This is a genomic window from Nocardioidaceae bacterium SCSIO 66511, from assembly GCA_023100825.1.
In the GTDB taxonomy this organism is placed as follows: domain Bacteria; phylum Actinomycetota; class Actinomycetes; order Propionibacteriales; family Nocardioidaceae; genus Solicola.
Genome location: CP095846.1, coordinates 3,219,168 through 3,239,037 on the forward strand (window position 1 = coordinate 3,219,168; position 19,870 = coordinate 3,239,037).

17 protein-coding genes are annotated in these 19,870 nt (G+C 66.8%); 5 read left to right on the plus strand and 12 right to left on the minus strand.

Translation table 11 applies throughout. From position 1 onward, the window contains the following. Positions 1-25: 25 nt before the first annotated feature. The gene (locus MU582_15190) at positions 26-1,510 is read left to right on the plus strand and encodes a hypothetical protein (protein UPK73772.1); all 1,485 of its coding nucleotides are present in this window, start codon (positions 26-28) and stop codon (positions 1,508-1,510) included. A 10-nt stretch (positions 1,511-1,520) separates the two neighbouring features. Here MU582_15190 and MU582_15195 read toward each other — a convergent pair whose 3' ends face one another. Continuing rightward, the gene (locus MU582_15195; protein ID UPK73773.1) at positions 1,521-2,192 is read right to left on the minus strand and encodes a response regulator; all 672 of its coding nucleotides are present in this window, start codon (positions 2,190-2,192) and stop codon (positions 1,521-1,523) included. Further along, positions 2,170-3,816: a sensor histidine kinase gene (locus MU582_15200; protein ID UPK73774.1), complete on the minus strand. Its 1,647-nt coding sequence runs from the start codon at positions 3,814-3,816 to the stop codon at positions 2,170-2,172. The genes MU582_15195 and MU582_15200 overlap by 23 nt, the downstream gene beginning before the upstream one ends. Positions 3,817-3,872: 56 nt before the next feature. Here MU582_15200 and MU582_15205 point away from each other — a divergent pair, with 56 nt between their 5' ends. Further along, positions 3,873-5,351: a GntP family permease gene (locus tag MU582_15205; protein UPK73775.1), complete on the plus strand. Its 1,479-nt coding sequence runs from the start codon at positions 3,873-3,875 to the stop codon at positions 5,349-5,351. Between the two features lie 24 nt (positions 5,352-5,375). Here MU582_15205 and ligA read toward each other — a convergent pair whose 3' ends face one another. Next, positions 5,376-7,496 (minus strand): NAD-dependent DNA ligase LigA, encoded by a 2,121-nt coding sequence (ligA, locus tag MU582_15210; GenBank protein ID UPK73776.1) that lies wholly within the window; start codon positions 7,494-7,496, stop codon positions 5,376-5,378. Positions 7,497-7,548: 52 nt separating this feature from the next. Between ligA and MU582_15215 the strand changes: the two genes are divergently transcribed. Genes MU582_15215 through MU582_15225 form a run of 3 tightly spaced genes read left to right on the plus strand, consistent with a single transcriptional unit; the run spans position 7,549 to position 9,729 of the window. Continuing rightward, entirely contained in the window at positions 7,549-8,358 is an 810-nt protein-coding gene (locus MU582_15215) for an MOSC domain-containing protein (GenBank protein ID UPK73777.1), read from the plus strand. A gap of 29 nt (positions 8,359-8,387) precedes the next feature. Then, positions 8,388-8,999: a dihydrofolate reductase family protein gene (locus tag MU582_15220; protein ID UPK73778.1), complete on the plus strand. Its 612-nt coding sequence runs from the start codon at positions 8,388-8,390 to the stop codon at positions 8,997-8,999. Between the two features lie 55 nt (positions 9,000-9,054). Beyond that, a complete protein-coding gene (locus tag MU582_15225; GenBank protein UPK73779.1) occupies positions 9,055-9,729 on the plus strand; it encodes a M23 family metallopeptidase in 675 nt (224 codons plus the stop codon). A gap of 8 nt (positions 9,730-9,737) precedes the next feature. On the opposite strand, the gene MU582_15230 is transcribed toward MU582_15225, so the two are convergent. From MU582_15230 to MU582_15270, 9 genes are all read right to left on the minus strand, one after another. Next, positions 9,738-11,789 (minus strand): CocE/NonD family hydrolase, encoded by a 2,052-nt coding sequence (locus MU582_15230; GenBank protein ID UPK73780.1) that lies wholly within the window; start codon positions 11,787-11,789, stop codon positions 9,738-9,740. Beyond that, complete coding sequence (locus MU582_15235) at positions 11,786-12,769, minus strand: ABC transporter ATP-binding protein (GenBank protein UPK73781.1); 984 nt, start codon at positions 12,767-12,769, stop codon at positions 11,786-11,788. The genes MU582_15230 and MU582_15235 overlap by 4 nt, the downstream gene beginning before the upstream one ends. Continuing rightward, complete coding sequence (locus MU582_15240; GenBank protein ID UPK73782.1) at positions 12,762-13,772, minus strand: ABC transporter ATP-binding protein; 1,011 nt, start codon at positions 13,770-13,772, stop codon at positions 12,762-12,764. The genes MU582_15235 and MU582_15240 overlap by 8 nt, the downstream gene beginning before the upstream one ends. Then, complete coding sequence (locus MU582_15245; protein ID UPK73783.1) at positions 13,769-14,692, minus strand: ABC transporter permease; 924 nt, start codon at positions 14,690-14,692, stop codon at positions 13,769-13,771. Before MU582_15245 ends, MU582_15240 begins: the two co-directional genes overlap by 4 nt. Next, positions 14,689-15,663, minus strand: a complete 975-nt coding sequence (locus MU582_15250; GenBank protein UPK73784.1) for an ABC transporter permease — start codon at positions 15,661-15,663, stop codon at positions 14,689-14,691. The genes MU582_15245 and MU582_15250 overlap by 4 nt, the downstream gene beginning before the upstream one ends. Then, the gene (locus MU582_15255; protein UPK73785.1) at positions 15,639-17,240 is read right to left on the minus strand and encodes an ABC transporter substrate-binding protein; all 1,602 of its coding nucleotides are present in this window, start codon (positions 17,238-17,240) and stop codon (positions 15,639-15,641) included. The genes MU582_15250 and MU582_15255 overlap by 25 nt, the downstream gene beginning before the upstream one ends. Before the next feature lie 130 nt (positions 17,241-17,370). Continuing rightward, a complete protein-coding gene (locus MU582_15260) occupies positions 17,371-18,375 on the minus strand; it encodes a methionine synthase (GenBank protein ID UPK73786.1) in 1,005 nt (334 codons plus the stop codon). A 31-nt stretch (positions 18,376-18,406) separates the two neighbouring features. Continuing rightward, a complete protein-coding gene (locus tag MU582_15265) occupies positions 18,407-18,631 on the minus strand; it encodes a hypothetical protein (protein UPK73787.1) in 225 nt (74 codons plus the stop codon). Between the two features lie 127 nt (positions 18,632-18,758). Next, positions 18,759-19,850, minus strand: coding sequence for a hypothetical protein (locus MU582_15270; protein UPK73788.1), 1,092 nt, complete (start codon positions 19,848-19,850; stop codon positions 18,759-18,761). Positions 19,851-19,870 lie beyond the last annotated feature (20 nt).

Below are 19,870 nucleotides of genomic sequence, written 5' to 3' on the forward strand. Positions count from 1 at the left end.
ACGTTCGAGCCCAGGAGGCACCTTCATGACGGTTTCACCGATACCCCGATCGCGTGTACGCGGACTCGTACGCCGGCGATCCTGGCGCGCTGCAGCCCTCGCCGCGGCCGCCGCCTGCGTAGTCGCCGGACCGGGCGCGATGGCCGACAACGGCGGAGACCACCCGGCGCCGAGAGCAGACCAGAGCGAGCTCCCGGTCGCGACGTGTCCGTCGTCGCTGCCTGCCGACGCGACGTGCTACGCGGGACGCCAGGAGTCCGGCGCCTACTACTGGATCGCCGTGCCTGCGGACTGGTCCGGAGACCTGGTCATGCACGCACACGGCGGCCCCGGACTCGGCGAGGCCGACCCCGAACGAAGTGTCGACGATCTCGACCGCTGGTCGGTCATGGTCGACGAGGGGTACGCCTGGGCAGGTTCGTCATATCGACGCGGCGGATACGGCGCGCAGATGGCCGCGGCCGATACCGAACAGCTGCGCCGGTTGTTCGTCAGCGCGTTCGGGGAGCCCGAGACGACCCTGCTCCACGGCCAGTCCTGGGGAGGCAATGTCGCGGCAAAGCTCGTGGAGATGTCCGAGCAGGAATCGTCGATGCCCTATGACGGTGCCTTGCTGACCAGCGGAGTGCTCGGCGGCGGGAGTCGCGGCTACGACTACCGGCTCGACCTTCGGGCCGTCTACCAGTACTACTGCGGCAACCATCCCCGGCCGAACGAGCCGCAGTACGCACTGTGGCGTGGGCTTCCCGCCGACTCGACGATGACGAGCGAGGACCTGGAGCAGCGAGTCCAGGAATGCACGGGTTACCAGTCACCTGCGAGCGAGCGCACTCCCGAACAGCGCAAGGCCATGTCGAACATCCTGTCGGTGATTCGCATCCCGGAGGAGACTCTGTACTCGCATTTGAAGTTCGCGACGTTCACGTTCCGCGACATCGTGCACGAACGGCTCGACGACGAGAACCCGTTCGGCAACCTCGGTGTCCGATACAGCGGATCCGATGACGACCGTGCCCTCAACCGCGGTGTCGCCCGATACCGGGCCGACAGGTCCGCTCGACGTGACCTGTCGTTCGACAGCGACCTGACCGGACAGGTGTCGATCCCGATCCTCACCCTGCATGCGATCGACGACCCGACCGCGTTCGTCGAGCACGAGTCGGCGTACCGCTCCACGCTCGAAGGCGCGGGTACGTCGAAGCACCTCGTGCAGACCTTCACCACCGAGGACCAGCACAGCACCTTGAGCGCGTCGGAGTACGCCGCTGCGATCGGATCGCTGCGCGATTGGGTCGATGAAGGCAAGCGGCCGTCGCCGTCATCGGTCGCCACGGCCTGTGCCGACGAGGACACCACGTACGGCGAAGGGTGCTTCATCGACCGGGACTACCGACCCGCCCCGTACTTCGACCGAGTGCGCCCCCGGCCGGGAAACACAAAATGGCCGGCGATGACCTGGCGGCAGTACCTGCGTTGGGACCGCGCGGGCGACATCGGAATCGACTACTGACGCAACGACCTCAGCCGGGCCGGAGGGCGTACTCGATGACCGGGCGTCCGGTGGCGGCGTAGCGCGGGCGGCGTACGACCATGCCGATGTCGTGGAGGTACTCGAGGTAGCGCCGGGCAGTCACCCTCGATGACGACATGCGGTCCGCGACCTCCGCCGCGCTGAGGGCGGTATCCGTCTGCAGCAGGCGGGTCACCGCATCCAGGGACTCGGCGCTCAGGCCCTTCGGCAGAGTTCCGGTCGTCGATCGTGGCCGCGCCAGCAGTCGGTCGACCGACTGCTGGCTGGTCACGACGTCGTCGCCCTCGATCGCCTGCCGGTGCGTCGCCCACGACTCGAGCCGCTCGCGCAACGCGGTGAAGAGGAACGGCTTCAACAGGTACTGAGAGATGCCCAGCGACGCCGCCTGGCGTACGACGGCCAGCTCCCGGGCCGAGGTGACCGCGATGACGTCGGTGGTGTCGCCGGCCGCACGCATCGCACGGACGATGTCGAGGCCGTGGCGGTCGGGCAGGTTCATGTCCAGCAGCACAACGTCGATACCGCCGCCGGACAGCACCCGCAGCGCCTCCTGCCCCGAGTACGCCGTGCCGGCGAGCTCGAAACCGTCGACTCGCCCGACGTACTCGCCGTGCGCCGCGGCCGTGGTGGGCTCGTCCTCAACGACCAGTACGCGTCGCATCGGTCGCCTCCTCCTGCGAGTTCGTACGCGGCGCTGCGAAGGGGAGGTCGACAGAGAACATCGCCCCTTCTTCGTCTCGCACCTCGATGGTTCCCTGTAGCCGCTGGACCGTCTGCTGGACCAGAGCGAGACCCAGCCCGCGAGCCATGCCAGCCGAGCTGGACTTGGTCGACCAGCCCCTGGTGAACATCACCGATGGGTCCGTCGGCGGACCGTCGCCGGAGTCGACCACGACGATGTGCAGCTGACCGTCCGCAACATGGAGACCGATCTCGACCCTCGCCGGCCGATCCGTCCCGGTGGTGCGGTTCAGCGTCGCGTCGAATGCGTTGTCGACCAGGTTGCCGACGATCGTGACGAGATCGCGCGGCTCGAACGCACCCTCGGGGAGCTCACCCTCGGTCTCGACAGCGAGGTCGACACCGAGCTCGGCCGCTTCGGATGCCTTGCCGAGCAATAGTGCCGCGAGGGCGGGTTCTCTGATCGAGGAGACGAGATCGTCGGTCAGCCGCTGCGTGACGTGCAGTCCGTCGACGGCGAAGGCCTTGGCCCGCTCCTCGTGCCCGAGCTCGATCAGCGAGACCACGGTGTGCATTCGGTTCTGGGCCTCATGCTGCTGACTGCGAAGCGCATCGGCGAGGCTGCGTGCGCGGTCGAGCTCGCCGGTCAGAGCTTCCAGTTCGGTGCGGTCACGCAACGTCGCGACCGTACCGAGACGCCGACCCTCCCATTCGGTCGTGGTCTGGTTGAGTACGAGGATCCGCGACTTGGAGACATGCAATTCGTCGGCTCGGTTCTCACCCGATGCAAGCGCAGTGGCCAAGTCGTCGGGAAGCCCGACTTCGTCGACCCGGCGACCGATGTCGTCGGATCCGAGGTCGAGCAGTCGGGCGGCCTCGTCGTTGATCAGATGGACCCGCCCGTCGACGTCGACCACGACCAGCCCCTCGCGTACCGAATGGAGCACGGCATCGTGATGGTCGTACATGGCCTGCAGCTCCGATGCGCCAAGACCGTGCGTCTGACGCCGCAACCGACCCGTGATCAGCCAGGTCGCGGCGGCACCGGCCAGCAGGACCAGCGCCGCGAAGCCCACCATCCACGGCACTCGCGTCGCCAGCACCTCACCAACTTGGTCCTTCGTGATGCCAACCGACACCAGGGCGACGACCTCGCCGTCGGAGCGTACGGGCACCACCGCGCGTACCGACGGACCGAGGGTGCCGGTGTAGGTCTCGACGACGGTGCCTCCGGCAGCGGCGGGCGCGATCGTGCCGATGAACGTCTCGCCGATCCGTTGCGGGTTCGGGTGGCTGTAGCGAGTGCCGGACGGGCTCATGACCACGATGAAGTCGGTGTCGGTGCGCACCCGGATCCGCTCCGCCAGCGGCTGAAGCGTCTTACTCGGATCCGGATCGTCAAGCGCCTCGACGACGGTCGGCATCTCCGCGATCGTCGACGCGACTCTGACGCTCACCTCCGCTGCTCGATCCTCACTCGTATCGACCACCTGGACGTACGCGCCCGCGAGCCCCGCGGCCAACAGCAGCACCACAACAGCCAGCTGCAACGCCATCAGCTGCGTGGCCAAGCTCCACTGACGGGGATGTCCTGGATGCTTCACGATCGGGGCCTCGACTTGCTGCGTACGTAATGAACACAAGGGTGACCCTGCACATCATGCCCGCCACAGTGGTGCCCGTCACACCGCAGCCCAGGAGCTACGGCCCCGTTGCAGAAGGCAGGTACACCTTGATCGCCCTCCATGCGACCATCGCAATCCTCGCGGTGGTCATCCTCATCATCGCTCTGCGCGTCGATCCAGTGATCTCGCTGGTGATCGGCTCGCTCTACCTCGGTCTGGCCTCTGGGCTGGGTTTCGAGACGACTCTGAGCACGATCGTGGACGGCTTCGGCAGCATCATGGCCGAGGTCGGACTGCTGATCGGTTTCGGAGTCCTGATCGGGTCGCTGTTGTTCTCGATGGAGGCGTTGCAACGGCTCGTCCGGGTGCTGCTGAACACGCTAGGTGCCAAACGGCTTCCGTACGCCCTCAGCGCGGCCCTGAGCACGATCTTCCCGTCGATCTACGTCGACGTGCAGTTGGTGCTCGCAGCACCGCTCGCCCGCTCGGCCGCACCGCAGCTCGGGCGCAACGGTCTCGGTCTGATGGGCGGCGCGCTGACCACCGGCATCCTGGTCGGCTACGTCTTCGTCGTGCCGGGGCTGGGCACCGTGTCGATCGCCGGCCTGCTGGACGTACCGCTCGGCACCATGCTGATCTACGGCCTGCTCGTCGGCCCGCTCACCGCCGTGCTCACGACCTTCCTCTACAGCAGGCTGCTCAAGCTCGGATCCTGGAACCCCGAGAAGGACGAGGATGCGTCCGAGTCGCTGCTCGAGGAGGAGGCCCTCGCCGCCGAGACGGCGGGCCGGACGACCGGCACTGCGAGCAGCGGTAGTGGCGGCGCAGGTGCCGACGATGCGGCCGACGACCGCAAGCTGCCCTCGTTGTTCGTGTCGTTGCTGCCGGTTCTGGTGCCGCTCCTGCTGATCGCGTTCGGCGCGATCGCCGACACGGCCGGTTTCTCCAACGAGCTGATCGCGTTCCTCGGCGATCCGGTGTTCGCTTTGTTCATCGGCCTCGTCGGTGCGGTGATCCTCGCTCGGCTCAGCATCGGCGTAGAGCGGGCCGAACAGGCGTTGAGCAAGGGCTTCGACACCACCGGTCAGATCCTGCTCGTCACCGGCGTCGGCGGCTCGCTCGGCGCCGTGATCGCCGCAACCGACCTCGACCAGATGCTCGGCGACCTGTTCTCGGCAGAGTCGGGCGCTCCCGTGATCGTCAGCATCCTGTTGGCGTGGCTCATCGCAGCCGTTCTCCACCTTGCCATCGGTTCGATCTCGGTCGCCGCGATCACCGCAGCCGGCATCATCGGCCCGATCGTCGGCCAGCTCGACGTACCGGCCGCGGTCATCGGACTGGCCATCGGCGCCGGAGCGCTGTTCGCACTGCACGTCAACAGCAACTTCTTCTGGATGTTCCAGACGTTGCTCGGCGTGTCCACCCGCGGCACGTTGAAGGCGCTCACCTTCGTGACGTCGATGGCCTCGGTGGTCTCGCTACCGATAATTCTGGTGATCGCCCTCGTCGTCTGACGAATAGTCAGGCCCGATAAGTCGTCAGTCGTCGGTGCTCGGCGGGCCGTTCTCGAGCAGGTCGGTGAATCCGGCCTCGTCGAGAATGGTCACGCCGAGCGCTTCGGCCTTATCGGCCTTCGAGCCCGGCGCCTCCCCCACGACGACGAAGTCGGTCTTCTTCGACACCGATCCGGAGGCCTTGCCGCCGCGGGCGAGGATCGCCTCCTTGGTCTGGTCGCGGGAGTAGTTCTCGAACGAACCGGTGACCACGATGGTCAGGCCCTCCAGCGTGCGCGGTGTCGACTCATCGCGCTCGTCGGCCATACGTACGCCCGCCTCGCGCCAGCGATCGACGATGCGGCGGTGCCAGTCGACCTGGAACCACTCCCGCACCGCGACCGCGATCGTGGGACCGACACCGTCGACGGCCGCGAGCGTCTCCTCGTCGGCATCCTCGATCGACTGCAGATCGCCGAAATGGCCGGCGAGCGCACGTGCAGCCGTCGGACCGACGTGGCGGATCGACAGCGCAACGATCACGCGCCACAGCGGTTGGCTCTTCACCGACGCGAGGTTGTCGAGCAACCGGCGACCGTTCTGGCTCAGGACCTTCTCGCCCGCACCGGCCTCGCGTTCGGCCTTCTTAGCCGCCCGAGTGAACATCGGAACCTTCAACAGGTCGCCCTCGCCGAGATCGAAGAGCCCGCTCTCGTCGTCGAGTACGCCCGCATCGAGCAATGCCGTGGCGGCCTCCCAGCCCATCACCTCGATGTCGAAGGCGCCGCGCCCGGCCGCGTGGAACAGCCGCTCCCGCAGCTGCGCCGGGCAGGTACGCGTGTTGGGACAGCGGATGTCGGCGTCGCCCTCCTTCGACGGGGCGAGGGTGGTGCCGCACGCGGGGCATTGTGTCGGCATCTCGAACGCGCGCTCCGAGCCGTCGCGCAGGTCGACCACCGGACCCACGATCTCGGGAATGACGTCGCCCGCCTTGCGGAGCACGACGGTGTCACCGATGAGCACACCCTTGCGCTCGACCTCGGACGCGTTGTGCAGCGTAGCGAACTCGACGGTGGAGCCCGCGACTCGAACCGGCTGCATCCGGCCGTACGGCGTCACCCGACCGGTACGCCCGACGTTGACCTCGATGTCGAGCAGCTTGGTGTTGACCTCCTCGGGCGGGTACTTGAACGCGATCGCCCACCGCGGTGCACGCGAGGTCGAGCCGAGCCTGCGCTGCAGCGACACCTGGTCGACCTTGGTCACGATGCCGTCGATCTCGTGGTCGACCTCGTGTCGATGCTCGCCGTAGTAGTCGATGAACTCCTGCACTGCGTCGAGGTCGGGCAGCACCTTGGCGTGCTCGCTGGTCGGCAAGCCCCACGCCTTCAACGCGTCGTACGACTCCGACTGGCGCTGCGGGGTGAAGCCCTCGCGTGCGCCGGTGCCGTGGCACACCATCCGTAGCGGGCGCTGTGCGGTGACCGACGGGTCCTTCTGCCGCAGCGAACCGGCGGCGGCGTTACGCGGGTTGGAGAACGGCGGCCTACCGGATGCGCTCCAGGCCTCGTTGAACTCCTCGAACTCTTTTGTCGGGAAGTAGATCTCGCCGCGTACCTCGACCAGGTCTGGCACGGGGTGATCCTTGCTTGCGCGCAGCCGATGCGGGATGACCTCGATCGTGGCGACATTCGCGGTGACATCCTCACCGACTCGGCCGTCGCCACGCGTCGCTGCGCGGACGAGACGCCCACGCTCGTAGGTGAGGTTGACCGCGAGCCCGTCGACCTTCAGCTCGCAGAGAAACTCCGAGCCCATGCCCACCTCGCGCTCGACCCGGGCCAGCCACGCTTCGAGCTCCTCATGGCTGAAGCAGTTGTCGAGACTCATCATCGGCTCGCGATGCTCGACGGCGGAGAACGCCTCGGATGCGAAGCCGCCGACGGTCTGCGTCGGCGAGTCGGGCGTACGCAGCTCCGGTAGCCGCTCCTCGAGCTCTTCCAGCTCTCGCATGCTCGTGTCGTACTCGGCATCCGACAGCGTGGGGCTGTCTTGCACGTAGTAGCGCTCGCGGGCGTCCTCGATCTGCTCGCGGAGCTCGCGATGGCGCCGCTTGAGATCGGCGGTCTCGTCGGTGGCGGGGGTCGGCGTCGTCTCGTCGGTCATCGTTCTCATACGGTATAGCGCCGCGCCGACATCGCGTGCGTATGCTCGTTCGGTGCGTATCTCCTCGCTCCAGGTCTTCCCGGTCAAGTCGATGGCAGGGCTGGCCGTGACCACCGCTGAGGTCCGGCCCGAAGGCCTGCGCGACGACCGGCGCTGGATGGTGGTCGACGCGTCCGGAGAGAACATCACCGCCCGGGAGCGGCACGCGATGCTGCACGTACACCCCGAGCCCGACGGCGCCGGCGGGCTCACCCTGACCTACCGCGACGGCTCGCTCGCTCCGATCCGCGTACGCCGCCCCGACCACGCTCCAGACGTACCCGTCGGGCTGTCTCGGCTGAGTACCGCGACCTCGACGAGCGCCGACGCCGATGCGTGGGTGTCGAAGGTCGTCGGCGAGCCCGCCCGGCTGGTCTGGCTCGACGACCCGACGCGTCGTTCGGTCGGCGAGAACCACGGCGGCAAAGCAGGCGATGTGCTGAGCTTGGCCGACGCGGGGCCGGTCCATCTGACGACCGAGTCGTCCCTCGAACGCCTCAACGACTGGATGGCCGAGTCCGGGGGCGAGCCGATCCCGATCGGCCGGTTCCGGTCCAACCTGGTCGTCGAGGGCGACGTCGAGCCGTTCGCCGAGGACAACTGGCAGCGCGTACGAGTCGGCGGCGTCAGCTTCCGCTTCGGCGAGTACTGCGACCGCTGCGTACTACCGACGATCGACACCGAAACGCTCGAGACCTCGAAGGAACCAACGCGTACGCTCGCGCGGCACCGTCGCTGGGACGGCAAGGTCTGGTTCGGCGTACGGCTGATCCCGGAGACCCTCGGCACGATCTCGGTCGGCGACGACGTGACTCCGATGTAGAAACCTCGGCACCGCCGTTCGATGTACCCATGACAGACGATCGACCAACCAGATCCGAGGAGAGCGCCTTGCGCACCCTGATCACCACCGCATTCATGTCCCTCGACGGCGTCGTCGAGGCTCCGGGCGGCGAGTCCGGCCACCGCAGCAGCGGATGGACCTTCAAAGACATCGAGTTCGTCCCCGAGGCGTACGCGATCAAAGGAACCGAACAGGACGAAGCCGGCGCCCTGATGTTGGGCCGCATCAGCTACCAGGCGTTCTCACCTGTGTGGCCCTCGATGGACGAGTTCGCCGGCTACAAGGTCATGCCGAAGTACGTCGTCTCGACGACGCTTGCCGACGACGACCTGGTCGCCGACTGGGGCGAGACCACGATCCTGCGCTCGCTCGACGACGTCGCCGCGCTGAAGCAGACCGACGGCGACCCGATCATCGTCCATGGCAGCGCGCACCTGAACCGAAGCCTGTCCGATGCCGGCCTGATCGACCGCTACCACCTGCTGGTCTTCCCGGTCCTGCTCGGTGCCGGCAAGCGGCTGTTCAGCGACGCTGACAAGGACAAGCAGCCGCTGCGCCTGGTCGAGAGCGAGTCGTACACGAATGGCATCCAGAAGTTCGTGTACGACGTCGCTCGCTGAGTCTCGTTCGCCCGCGTTGCTGCGAAGCCGACGCCGACGGCATAGGTTCGGGGGCATGAGGCGCTTACTGACCGTCATTCTCATGGGCGTGGTCGTCGCCGGGTGTGCGTCCGAGACGGAGCCGTCCGGTGGCGCCGAACCCGGCCCGCCGACAGCTCCGAACGCCTCCAAGGCGCCGACGGCCACGAACACCGCGGCCAACACACCCGCGCCGGCCCCGAAGCCGCGGTGCAAGGTCGGCCCGAAGCACACCGCCGACGGCACGAGGCGGTTCTGGACCAAGGACAAGCGGTGCTTCCGCAGTCCGTGGTTCGCCAAGGCGCATCGGGTGATGATCTACTTCGGCTGCACGAAGGCGCCGTACTACCCGCACGACCCGTCCTGTCCGGGACGCCAGGGAGTCCACCACGGTGTCGACGTGGACATGCCGGCCGGCACGGTGATCCGCTCCAACGTCCGCGGCCGCATCGTCAAGGGCACCGTCGGCAGTGCGTACGGCTCGGAGGCGTTCATCGTGCGCACCCGTAAGCGCGACTTCCTGATCGGTCACGTACGCCGCGCGCTGCTGCGTGACGGTGCGCGCGTACGAAAGGGTCAGCGCATCGCCCGCTCGGGGCAGCGCGGCGCACCCGACGGGCCGCACCTGCACTTCGAGGTACGCCCACGCGGCGGGGCATACACCGATGCGATCCCGCCGAAGCGCTACATCAAGCTCCGGGTGAAGCGCTGACGCCTTCGTTACAGGTGATCGCGAGGAAACTCCAGCTCCCACGTACGGGCGAACACTTCCTCGTCGCCTGCATACGTCGTGAGCCGTGATTTGACGTAGAACTTCTCGGCGTCACAAGTCAGTTCGGCGTGTGCGTCGACTCGGGTCTTCCACTCACCGCGGGTGATGTCGATCCGCCGCTCCGAAACCGTGCGTGCGGTCGTCGGATCCTCGTCGTGGATGCTGAACGTGTCGCGTTCCCAAGCCCAGTGCGAGAGGTCGCCGTACTCCGCGGGCAGTTGATGGCCGCCCGAGTGGTCGTAGACGACCTCGACCCGACCGGTCGCGAGATCGCGGGTCACGGTGCCGAGCTCGTCACCGTGCAGCGATCGGTGACCATACGCTGCCTGCTCGGGCGGCTGTGTCGGGAACTCCGTCTCACCGGTGTCTGCATGGATCGGCAGCACGACGACGGATGCCTCGGTGACCACGCCGAGCGTCACCGGCCGCGGAGACGGCCACACCATCGGCCACATCGTCGGCGCGACGGCGATCCGCAGCCGATGGCCCGGAGGAATGCGGTAGCCGATGGCATGCAACGGGAACCGAACCGTCAGCGGTCGACCGGTCTCGACCGGCTCCGGATGCTCATGTGAGTTGCGATGCGCGAGGTTCAGCACGCCCCGCGTCACCAGCGTCCCCGTGCCGTCCGGAGCGACATCCACGACCCGCACCGCGACCATGGCCTGCTCTTGGTCGGAGGTGAGAGTCAGCTGTGCTTCCGGCGTACCGACGATGTCGAGCGGTTCGGCGAGCGGCTCACCGTCGAAGCACAGCGCGTACCCGTCGTCGACACGTTGATCGACGGCTTGCTCGTAGCTGAGTGCATACGCGGCCGACCGGCCGCCGGCGATGCCGTGAGACTGGACGGACGAAATCGGCAGGGTCGCTCCCGAGGTCACCTCGTCTCCCCCGATCACCGCACTCCGGTCGCCACCGAGGACGACCTGAGTGGCCTTCACGTGCTCGGACGGCCAGGTCTGGTCGGCGAGCCACGTACCCGGGCGCTCGTCGTACGACCCGCGCGGTGGCACGGCGTCCTGCCGGTAGCTGAACAGCATCGGCTCGTCCTCGATGCCGTTGGGTTCGTCCTTGAGCCAGCGATCCCACCAGCGCAACGCTTCTTGTAAGAAGCCGATGCGCGGGCCCGGAGTGGCGAAATGCGGCCAGAGGTGCGCCCAAGGGCCGATGATTCCGCGACGCGGAACCTCCAGCGACTCGAGCATCCGCAAGATCGCGTCACGGTACGCGTCGGCCCACCCTCCGACGAGCATCACCGGGCACTCGATCGCGGACGGATCCTCGCAGACCGAGCCGTGCTGCCAGTACTCGTCACGTCGCTGATGTTGCATCCATGGTTCGATCAGCGGTGGGGTCGCGTCGAGTCGCTGCTTCCAGGCGTCCAGCCAGTCGCCGCCCCACACCTCGGGGTCCTGCGGGCGCGCGTCGTACGCGAGCATCGTCGTCGCCCAGGAGAGCTGCTGATCCGCGAGTAGCTGGCCGCCGAAGTAGTGCACGTCATCGGCATATCGGTCGTCGGTCGAGCAGATCGTCACCACCGCCGACAGCGCCGGTGGTTGTTCGGCCGCGATCTGCAGGCCGTTGAAGCCGCCCCAGGAGATGCCGATGATGCCGACCTTGCCGGTGCACCAGCTCTGTTGGGAGATCCAGTCGATGACGGCACATCCGTCGTCCAACTCCTGCTGGTTGTACTCGTCCTCCAGTACGCCCTCGGAGTCACCGCTGCCCCGCAGGTCGACGCGTACGACCGCGTATCCGTGGCCGGCGAAGTACGGCGCGTTGCGCGCGTCGCGGAGATTGGTCCCGTCGTTCTTGCGATACGGGATGAACTCGAGGATCCCCGGCACGGCGTTCTCGTCGGCATCGACGGGCAGCCAGATCCGCGCCGCCAGGCGTACGCCGTCGGGCATCGTGATCCAGGTGTGCCGGATCTCGCGGACCTCACGCGGGAAGCTGTCCCACGGCCGGTCGATGAGGTCGGCAACGGCGGGAACGCTCATATGGCTGACTCCTCCAGGACTTTCTCGGACAGATGGCACGCCGCGCGACGGTCGCCGCTCAGCTGGTCGAGGGTCGGTGCTTCCGTTCGGCAACGGTCGTACGCGAGCGGGCACCGCGGATGGAAGCGGCACCCCGACGGGGGCGTACGGGCGCTGGGTACTTCCCCGCTCAGCAGGTTCTCGTCGCGCCGGCTCCCGGGCACAGGCTCTGGCACCGCTTCGATCAGGGCGCGCGTATACGGATGGACGGGATTGCTGAGCACCTCGTACACCGGACCCTGCTCGACGATCGAGCCGAGGTACATGACCGCGATCGTGTCGGCCGCGAACGCGACGGTGTTGAGGTTGTGCGTCACGATGATCGAGCCGATCTCGAACTCGGCCGAGAGGTCCTTGACCAGGTTCAGGATGTCGCCCGCCGCAGAGACATCCAGTCCGGAGGTCGGTTCATCGGCGACGAGCAGCCGAGGCCGAAGAGCGAGCGCACGAGCGATACCGACGCGGCGCGCCTGGCCGCCGGACAGCTCATGCGGATACTTATCGGCCTGCTCGGGGTTGAGACCCACCATCCGGAGCAACTCGGAGACGCCCCACTGGTCGGACTCAGGCACGCGGTGGATGCGGTAGGGCTCGGTCAGCAGCGAGCGTACGCGTAGCCGAGGGCTCAGGCTGCCTTGCGGATCCTGGTGCACGAGCTGTGCTGAGCGACGAAGCTTCGCCCGCGACGAACGGTTGAGCCGCCGCACGTCGATGCCCGCCACCTCGATGTCGCCGCTCGTGGCAGGCGTGAGTCCGAGGAGGGTGCGGGCAAGGGTCGTCTTGCCCGAGCCGGATTCGCCCACCAGCGCCAGCCGTTCGCCGGGGCCGAGCGCGAGCGAGACGTCGTTGACGGCCTGCACGGCCGGACGCCGGTCGAACAGCGACCGACCGCCGAAGTGCGTCGTGACGCCGCGGGCAGAAACCAAGGCTGCCTCACTCATGTGCACTCCTCTGCGGCTGTTGGTGGTACGCCGACTCGGCGTCGGGTATCAGGCAACGGACCGTGTGCGATCCGACCGTGATGAGCGGCGGATCGCCCTGGCAACACGCATCTCGCGCCTGCGCACACCGAGGCGCGTACACACAGCCCGGGAGTGACTCGGTCAGGGAGGGCGGGCTACCCGGAATCGTCGCGAGACGCTCGCGCTGCCGACGCCACGACGGCACCGCGTCCAGCAACGCGCGCGTGTACGGATGGGCGGGCTCATTGAACAACGATGCAGCCGGGGCGTTCTCGACGATCCTCCCGCCGTACATGATCGAAACCCGGTCACACAGTTGCGCGACCGAGCCGAGATCGTGCGACACGTACAGGATCGACGTACCGTGCTCGTCGCGGAGCCATCGCAACAGACGCAGAATCTGCGCTTCGGTCGTGACGTCGAGTGCCGAGGTCGGTTCGTCGGCGATCAGCAGTTGCGGCTTGAGCAACAGGGCCAGAGCGATCATGGTCCGCTGCCGTTGCCCGCCGGACAGCTCGTGGGGATGCGCTCGCATCGCCGCCGCCGGGTCGGGGATACCGACCTCTCCGAGCATGTCCTCGGCCAACCTGCGGTGATCGCGCTTCGATCCCGCCTTGTCATGCGCGGCCTGCGCGATCACGAGTTGATGACCGATCGTGAACGCCGGGTTCAGGCTGGTGAACGGATCCTGGAAGATCATCGCGACGCCGGGGCCGCGAAGCCTGCGCAGCTCCTCGCCTTCGAGCGCCGACACGTCACTACCGCATACGGCGATGGTTCCGGAGCTCACCGATCCACCGGGAGGCAGCAGTCCGATGATCGAGGATGCGAGAGTCGACTTGCCCGACCCCGACTCCCCCACGACGCCGAGAATCTCTCCCGGCTCGACTTGCAGGCTCACGTCACGGACGGCGGTGTACGCCTTGCCCGATACGCGGTACGAGACATGGAGACCGTCGATCTCCAGCACTGGTTCGCTCATCGGCGCCCCTCCCCGTCGGAGTCGGTGCGTACGTCGAGGACATCGCGGATCCGCTCGCCGAGGAACGTGAAGCCGAGCGTGACGACCGCGAGCATCAGGCACGTCCAGACAACCGGCCATGCCGACAGGAACACCCGGTCGAAGCCCTCCTTCAGGATCACTCCCCAATCCGGCGTCGGCGGCTGCACGCCGAGGCCGAGAAAGGCGAGGCCGGACTCAGTCGCGATCGCGCTCGGCAGGCTCATCGCAGTGAGCACCAGTAAAGGCGCCACGACGTTGGGTAGTACGTGCACGAGCAGGATGCGTAGTCGCCCGGCCCCGAGCCCGCGCTCTGCGTCGATGTACGGGTTCTGTCTCGCGGTGAGTACGGACGACCGCGTGACTCGCGCGAACCCGGGCACCATTGCCGCACCGATGATCGCGATCATGCCGGGTGTCGACGAGCCGAGCAGGGCGAGAACGGTGAGCGCCAGGATGACGGCGGGCACTGACTGGATCGCGTCGACGACGATGACCACAACGGTGTCCACGACACCGCCGAGGTAGCCGGCAAGGAGGCCGAGCACAACGCCGACACCGAGACCGATCAGAACGGCGAGCATCGAGATCTTCAGCGCAATCCTCGTCCCGGCGATGATGCGGGAGAGCAGATCACGGCCGAGGTGGTCGGTGCCGAGCCAGTAGTCCGAGGACGGCCCTTCGAGTCTGCGGGGTACGTCGATCGCGGTCGGATCATGTGGCGTGATCCACGGCGACAGCATGGCGACTGCTACGACGGCGATGACTACGACGATGCCGAACGTACCGGCCCCGCTGCGAGAGACTCGCCGGACGAGATCACGGCTCGATCGCCACGCTCTCACGACGGGTCCGACCTCCGCGGTAGCGCTTCGTTCCGGTTGAGAAGTGTCGACGCTCATGCCGAGACCGCCTCCTTGGTCCTCGGATCGATGGCGCGGTTCGCCAAGTCAGCAAGGAGGTTCGCGACGACGAACAGCACGGCGATCACGACAACACCGCCGCGAACGACGGCGAAGTTCCGATCGGAGATGGCGTTGTAGAGCAACGTGCCCAAGCCGTTGCGGGTGAAGATCACCTCGATGAAGATCGCGCTGCCCATCAGCTCACCCAGGGCGACCCCGAGCATCGCGACGACCGGGACCACCGCGTTGCGAAGCGCCAACTGGTACAGCACTCTCCGCTTCGGAATGCCGTACGCATGGGCAGCACGTACGTAGTTGGTCGACAGCACCTCCAGCATCGACGTGCGGACGATCCTGGCGAGGTATCCCGCCCAGATCAGGGCGAGCGACGACGCCGGCAGGATGAGATGTGCCACGTAGTCCAGCGGATGGGCCAGGTCGCCGGTGCCGATGGCCGGGAACCACGCCAACCAGACGGCGAAGACCAAGAGCAGCAGTAGTCCGACGACGTACGACGGGATCGAGATGATGCCGACCGATGCTGTGCCGACCGTCCGGTCGAGCCAGCTGCCGGGACGGTTCGCTGCGATCGTGCCGACCACGATCGCAGCGACAACAGCCAACACGAGTGCCGTCGCCGCGAGGATCAACGTGTGCGGGAGCGCCTGCCCGATCAACGAGATCACGGGCTCGCGGGTCAAGAAGTCGCGGCCGAGGTCGCCCTGCACGATCCCGGAGATGAAGTGCCAGACCTGCGCTGGAATCGACGAGTCGAGGTCCATTTCTTGGCGCGCCTGCTCGGACATCTCCGGCGAGGCGTTCGGCCCGACCATCAACTGCACGGGGTCGCCGGGTAGGACGTGCACGAGTGCCGCGATCCCGATGAGCAACAGGAGGATCACGACGCACGCCGAGAGGATGCGCTTCAGCACGTACGCAAACATCAGCTCACCCTCCTGAAGTTCCACGGAAGCATCCGGCCGTCTGCGCGGATACTTGGTTCGATGTCCGCGTTGCCCGCGTACCAAACGGTCGGCCAGGTGACCCAGACCGTGTTGCAGGCGTCATCCCAGCGCTGCTGCATTCGTACGTAGAGCTCGTCGCGTGCGCGAGTCTCGACGGTCTCGGTTGCCTGTTGGTTGAGCGCGTCGAACTCCTTGTCGTCGTAGCCCTGGAAGTTCCACTTGCCGAGCTGGTCGCGGGTGAACCACACCATCGACCAGAAGGGGTCCGGCAACGACGAGAAGCCGGTGTAGAAGATCTCGCGCGCAGCCTGCGTCTTGCCGCCAAGCGTGAAGAAGGTGCCGGAGTCCTGAAGCTCTATCTGTGCGTCGATGCCTATGTCGCGCAGATTGGCCTGCACGACCTGCAGCACGACGTCGCCGGCTTGCTGGTCAGTAGCCGTCGTCAACGTGAACTCGGTGCCGGTTGCGCCCGCCTCCTCCAGCAAGGAACGCGCTCGTTCGGGATCCGGCTTGCGAACGGGTGCATCCTTCCAATGGCCGAATCCCATGTTCGGCGGGATGATCGCCGTCGCCCGTTCGTACGCGTCGTCGAAGGCGGCCGCAATGATCGAGTCGACGTCGATCGCAGCCCGGATCGCTTCGCGGACGCGTTTGTCCTTGAGCTTCTCGTGCGCCTGGTTCATCCCGATGAACGAGTAGTCGACCGACGGGTTGTGCTCGACGGCGAACCCTCCGTCGTCGCGCAGGCGCGGCGCGTCGATCGGTGCGACGAGACCGTAGTCGATCTCACCGGTGGTGAGGCCGATGGCAGCGGAGTTGTCGTTCTCGACCCCGCGGATCTCGATCTCATCCCAGATAACCGGATCGGCGTACGCCTCGTTCGACCCGGCGTAGTCCTTGAAGCGGCGGAGAAGCGCGTACTGCCGCGGCTTCCACTCGATGAACTCGTACGGTCCGGTGCCGATCGGATGGGTCGCGTACGTCTCGCCGCGTTCGGTTGTCGCCCGCTCGGAAAGGATGTAGCCACGATCGAGCGGGAGCGTCGTCTTGAACAAGGGAGCGAACGTCTGCTTCATCCGGATCTCGCCGGTGTGGCGTCCGGTGACGCGTACTTCGTCGAGCTCACCCCAGTCACCCTCGTACGGCGACTTCAGCTTGTGCCCGTTGACGCCCGCTGTGCGCTCGAACGAGAACTTCACATCGGCGGCGGTCAGCTCCCCGTAGCCGCCGTGGAACTGGACGCCCGCCCGGAGCCGGAACCGGATCAGCGTGCCGTCGTCGTTGACCTCGAACTCCTCCGCGAGGGTATCGACCTGCTTCGTCGTGCCGGGTTCGTAACCGACGAGCCCCTCGTAGACACACGCCATGACCTCGTAGTCGGAGCGTCCGGCAGCGAACGCCGGGTCGAGCACCTCCATCTCGAGCGTCTGCCTGATCACCAACCGGCGACCGAGGCCGTCGGAAGACGGTTCGACACTGCAACCGGCGGCGAGGGGGCTGAGGGCGAGACCGGCGGCGGCGCTGCCCTTGAGGAAGGTTCGCCGGTCGATACCGGCGGTGCGGGTCAAGAGGCGACTCACGCCATCTGCCTGCTTTCAGCTCGACGGCCCCCGAGGACGTGGCCGACCGTATCGCAAAACGTCTAGCATTTATGACCCGGTCCCGACCGCCGCCTTCGGCGCCCGGCGGGAGAGTCGAGCGCCATTCGAGTCACATCGTGAGTCCGGCGGCGATCTGTCGAGCGGTTCGCAGGGCTCGCGCCGACCACGCCGGGCTCGCTCCGGCAAGACCACAGACCGGCGTGACAGTCAGTCGATCGGCATGAGCCGCGGGATCGAAACCCATCGCCGCCATGAAATCCTCGGTCCGGCGTACGCCGTCGGAATCGATGTACGGCGTCGCGGGATCGGTCGCCGGAACGACGCCGGGCCACAACTCGACGCCGGAGTCGAATGCCTCCGCCCACGGATCGAGACTCGAAGCGTCGATCTGCGCCAGGTCGAAGCCGACGGCGTCGAATCCGGCACCCACGAGCAGACCGACCGGAACGTCCCTTGCGCACACGTGCACACCGGGGACCGCACCCGCAGCGCGCACGGCGTCGGTCACCCAGCGCAACGCCTGATCGGCCGCGGGGGCGTCAACCGTGCGATGGCGGTGGAATCCGCTCGCGGTCGCGACGGCACCGGCCAATACCGCAGGCAGTGACGGCTCGTCGACCTGCACCACGACATCGACGCCGGGCACCCGTCGGCGTACGTCGGCGACGTGTGCGGCGATGCCTTCGGCAAGAGACTGAGCGAGTTCACGGCGCGCGCCGTGGTCGCCGAGCACCTTGTCACCGCGTGGCCGCTCGATCGATGCCGCCAACGTCCACGGTCCGGTCACCTGCAGTTTGAGCCGACCCGCATAGCCCTGTGTGTGCTCCTCGAGCGCGTCGAGATCCTCACCGAGTAGCGAGATCGCGCGTCGGTGGTCGATCCCCGCGGAATCGGTCAGCCGCCAGCCGGCCGGTTGGAGGTCGACGCCGAGGCCGACCAACAACGCGGTCGTACGACCGACCATGCCCGCGACGGCGCCGCGTCCGGGGAGCTCTGGGAGGAATGCGAACTCCGGACACTCGCCCACCGCGACCCGAACCGACTCGTGAATGTCGTTGCCGGGCATCGAACCGACACCCGTCGACCGTGCGGCGTGCTCGCGATCCGTTGGCATACGCCGATTGTGTCGGACCACGAGCCGGCGGCTACACCGCGGTCATCTCCCACATGCGCTCGCTCGGCAACGGCTCGGCCGCGCGTTTGCCAACGGGCAGCGGGTCACTGGTGACCCGGAGTCCCATGAATCGTTGACGCATCGCATCTGCATACCGGCTCGCAACGGCCGGCTCTGCCGCGTAGTCGGCGAGCACATGATTGCCGAACCACACTCTGATCCACTGCTGCCCCGTATCGGTCGACTGACCGTTCATCGTTGATGCCTTCCTGCCTCGCCATCGAGGCGGTCCACTCCGACGTGTCTGACGTCACGTACAGAAGTAACAACTAGACAACAACGATTTGGTTACGCTCCGTGGTCAGATTATGTGATTGGGAACCTCATGGCTTGAGTGGATAGAACGCCGATCGCGTGCAGATGCCGGAGTCACCGACGTACGCCCGACCCTTCGTCGGGCCGGCCCACGATGCCGCGACACCTTGAGCGAAGCAGAGTCCCTTGAACGCCTCGACGATCTTCAGCTTCTTGTTCAAGAAGACGAGCCCGGTGTCCTCGTCTTGCGCGTTCGAGAGTGTCGTCACCACATGGCCCTTGGCGGTCACGGCGATGTCGCCTCCGTAGTCGGTCGACAGTCGACGGGTCTTCGTCACTCGCCGGCGCCGCAGGTCGACCTTCGCAACTTCGGCTGTCGTACCGCCGGACAGATATGCGTACCGGCTGTCACGCGCCACGGCGAGGTTGTTCGCATCGTCGATTCCCGTCGGGAATGCCTTGCCGAGCCGCTTCGGCTTCCCGGGCTTCTTCAGCGAGTACGTCACGACCCGATCGTGGATCTCGTCGATGCCGACCAACCGCTTACCGTTCGAGGTCACTTCGATCCGACCGAGTCCGAACCGCTTGATCGTACGAATCCGTTTGGGCACGCCGTTCTTGGCGACCTTGAAGACCCAGAGGCGATCGGGCGGCCAGGTGATGTTGAACCCCGTTGCGTACAAGTACTTGCCGTTCGGGGTGAGCGCGACATCCCAGAAGTCGTTGTTGCCGATAGTGACTCGTCGCTGGATCTTCGGCTTCGGCGATTTGAGTGAGACGACTTGCAGCACGTCGTCGTGCGTCACGTACGCGTGCCGACGGCGAACTTCGAGGTCGGAGTCGATGTCTCCCTTGACCGAGGCGTTCTTGCCGACGATGCGGGCAGGCGACTTGGCGATGTTGAGCTGGACCAGTCGGGAGACGCTGCTATAGGTCTGCAACGCGACTGCTCGTCGCCCGTCGGCGGTCAACGCGATTCGCTTGACCCCTGCGTCGCCGGGCGGCAACGCGGTCGCCTTCATCGGCGTCCAGCGCTGGGCTTCGGCAGTCGACCGAAGCTCTCCTGGCGGCTCACTGCTCGGCGCAGCGCCGGCCAGCGTTGTCGGGAATACGAGCGCGAGCACCGCGATACCCGCGGCCCCGAGGTGTCGTCCGTTCATGAGCGGAACCTACCGACAAT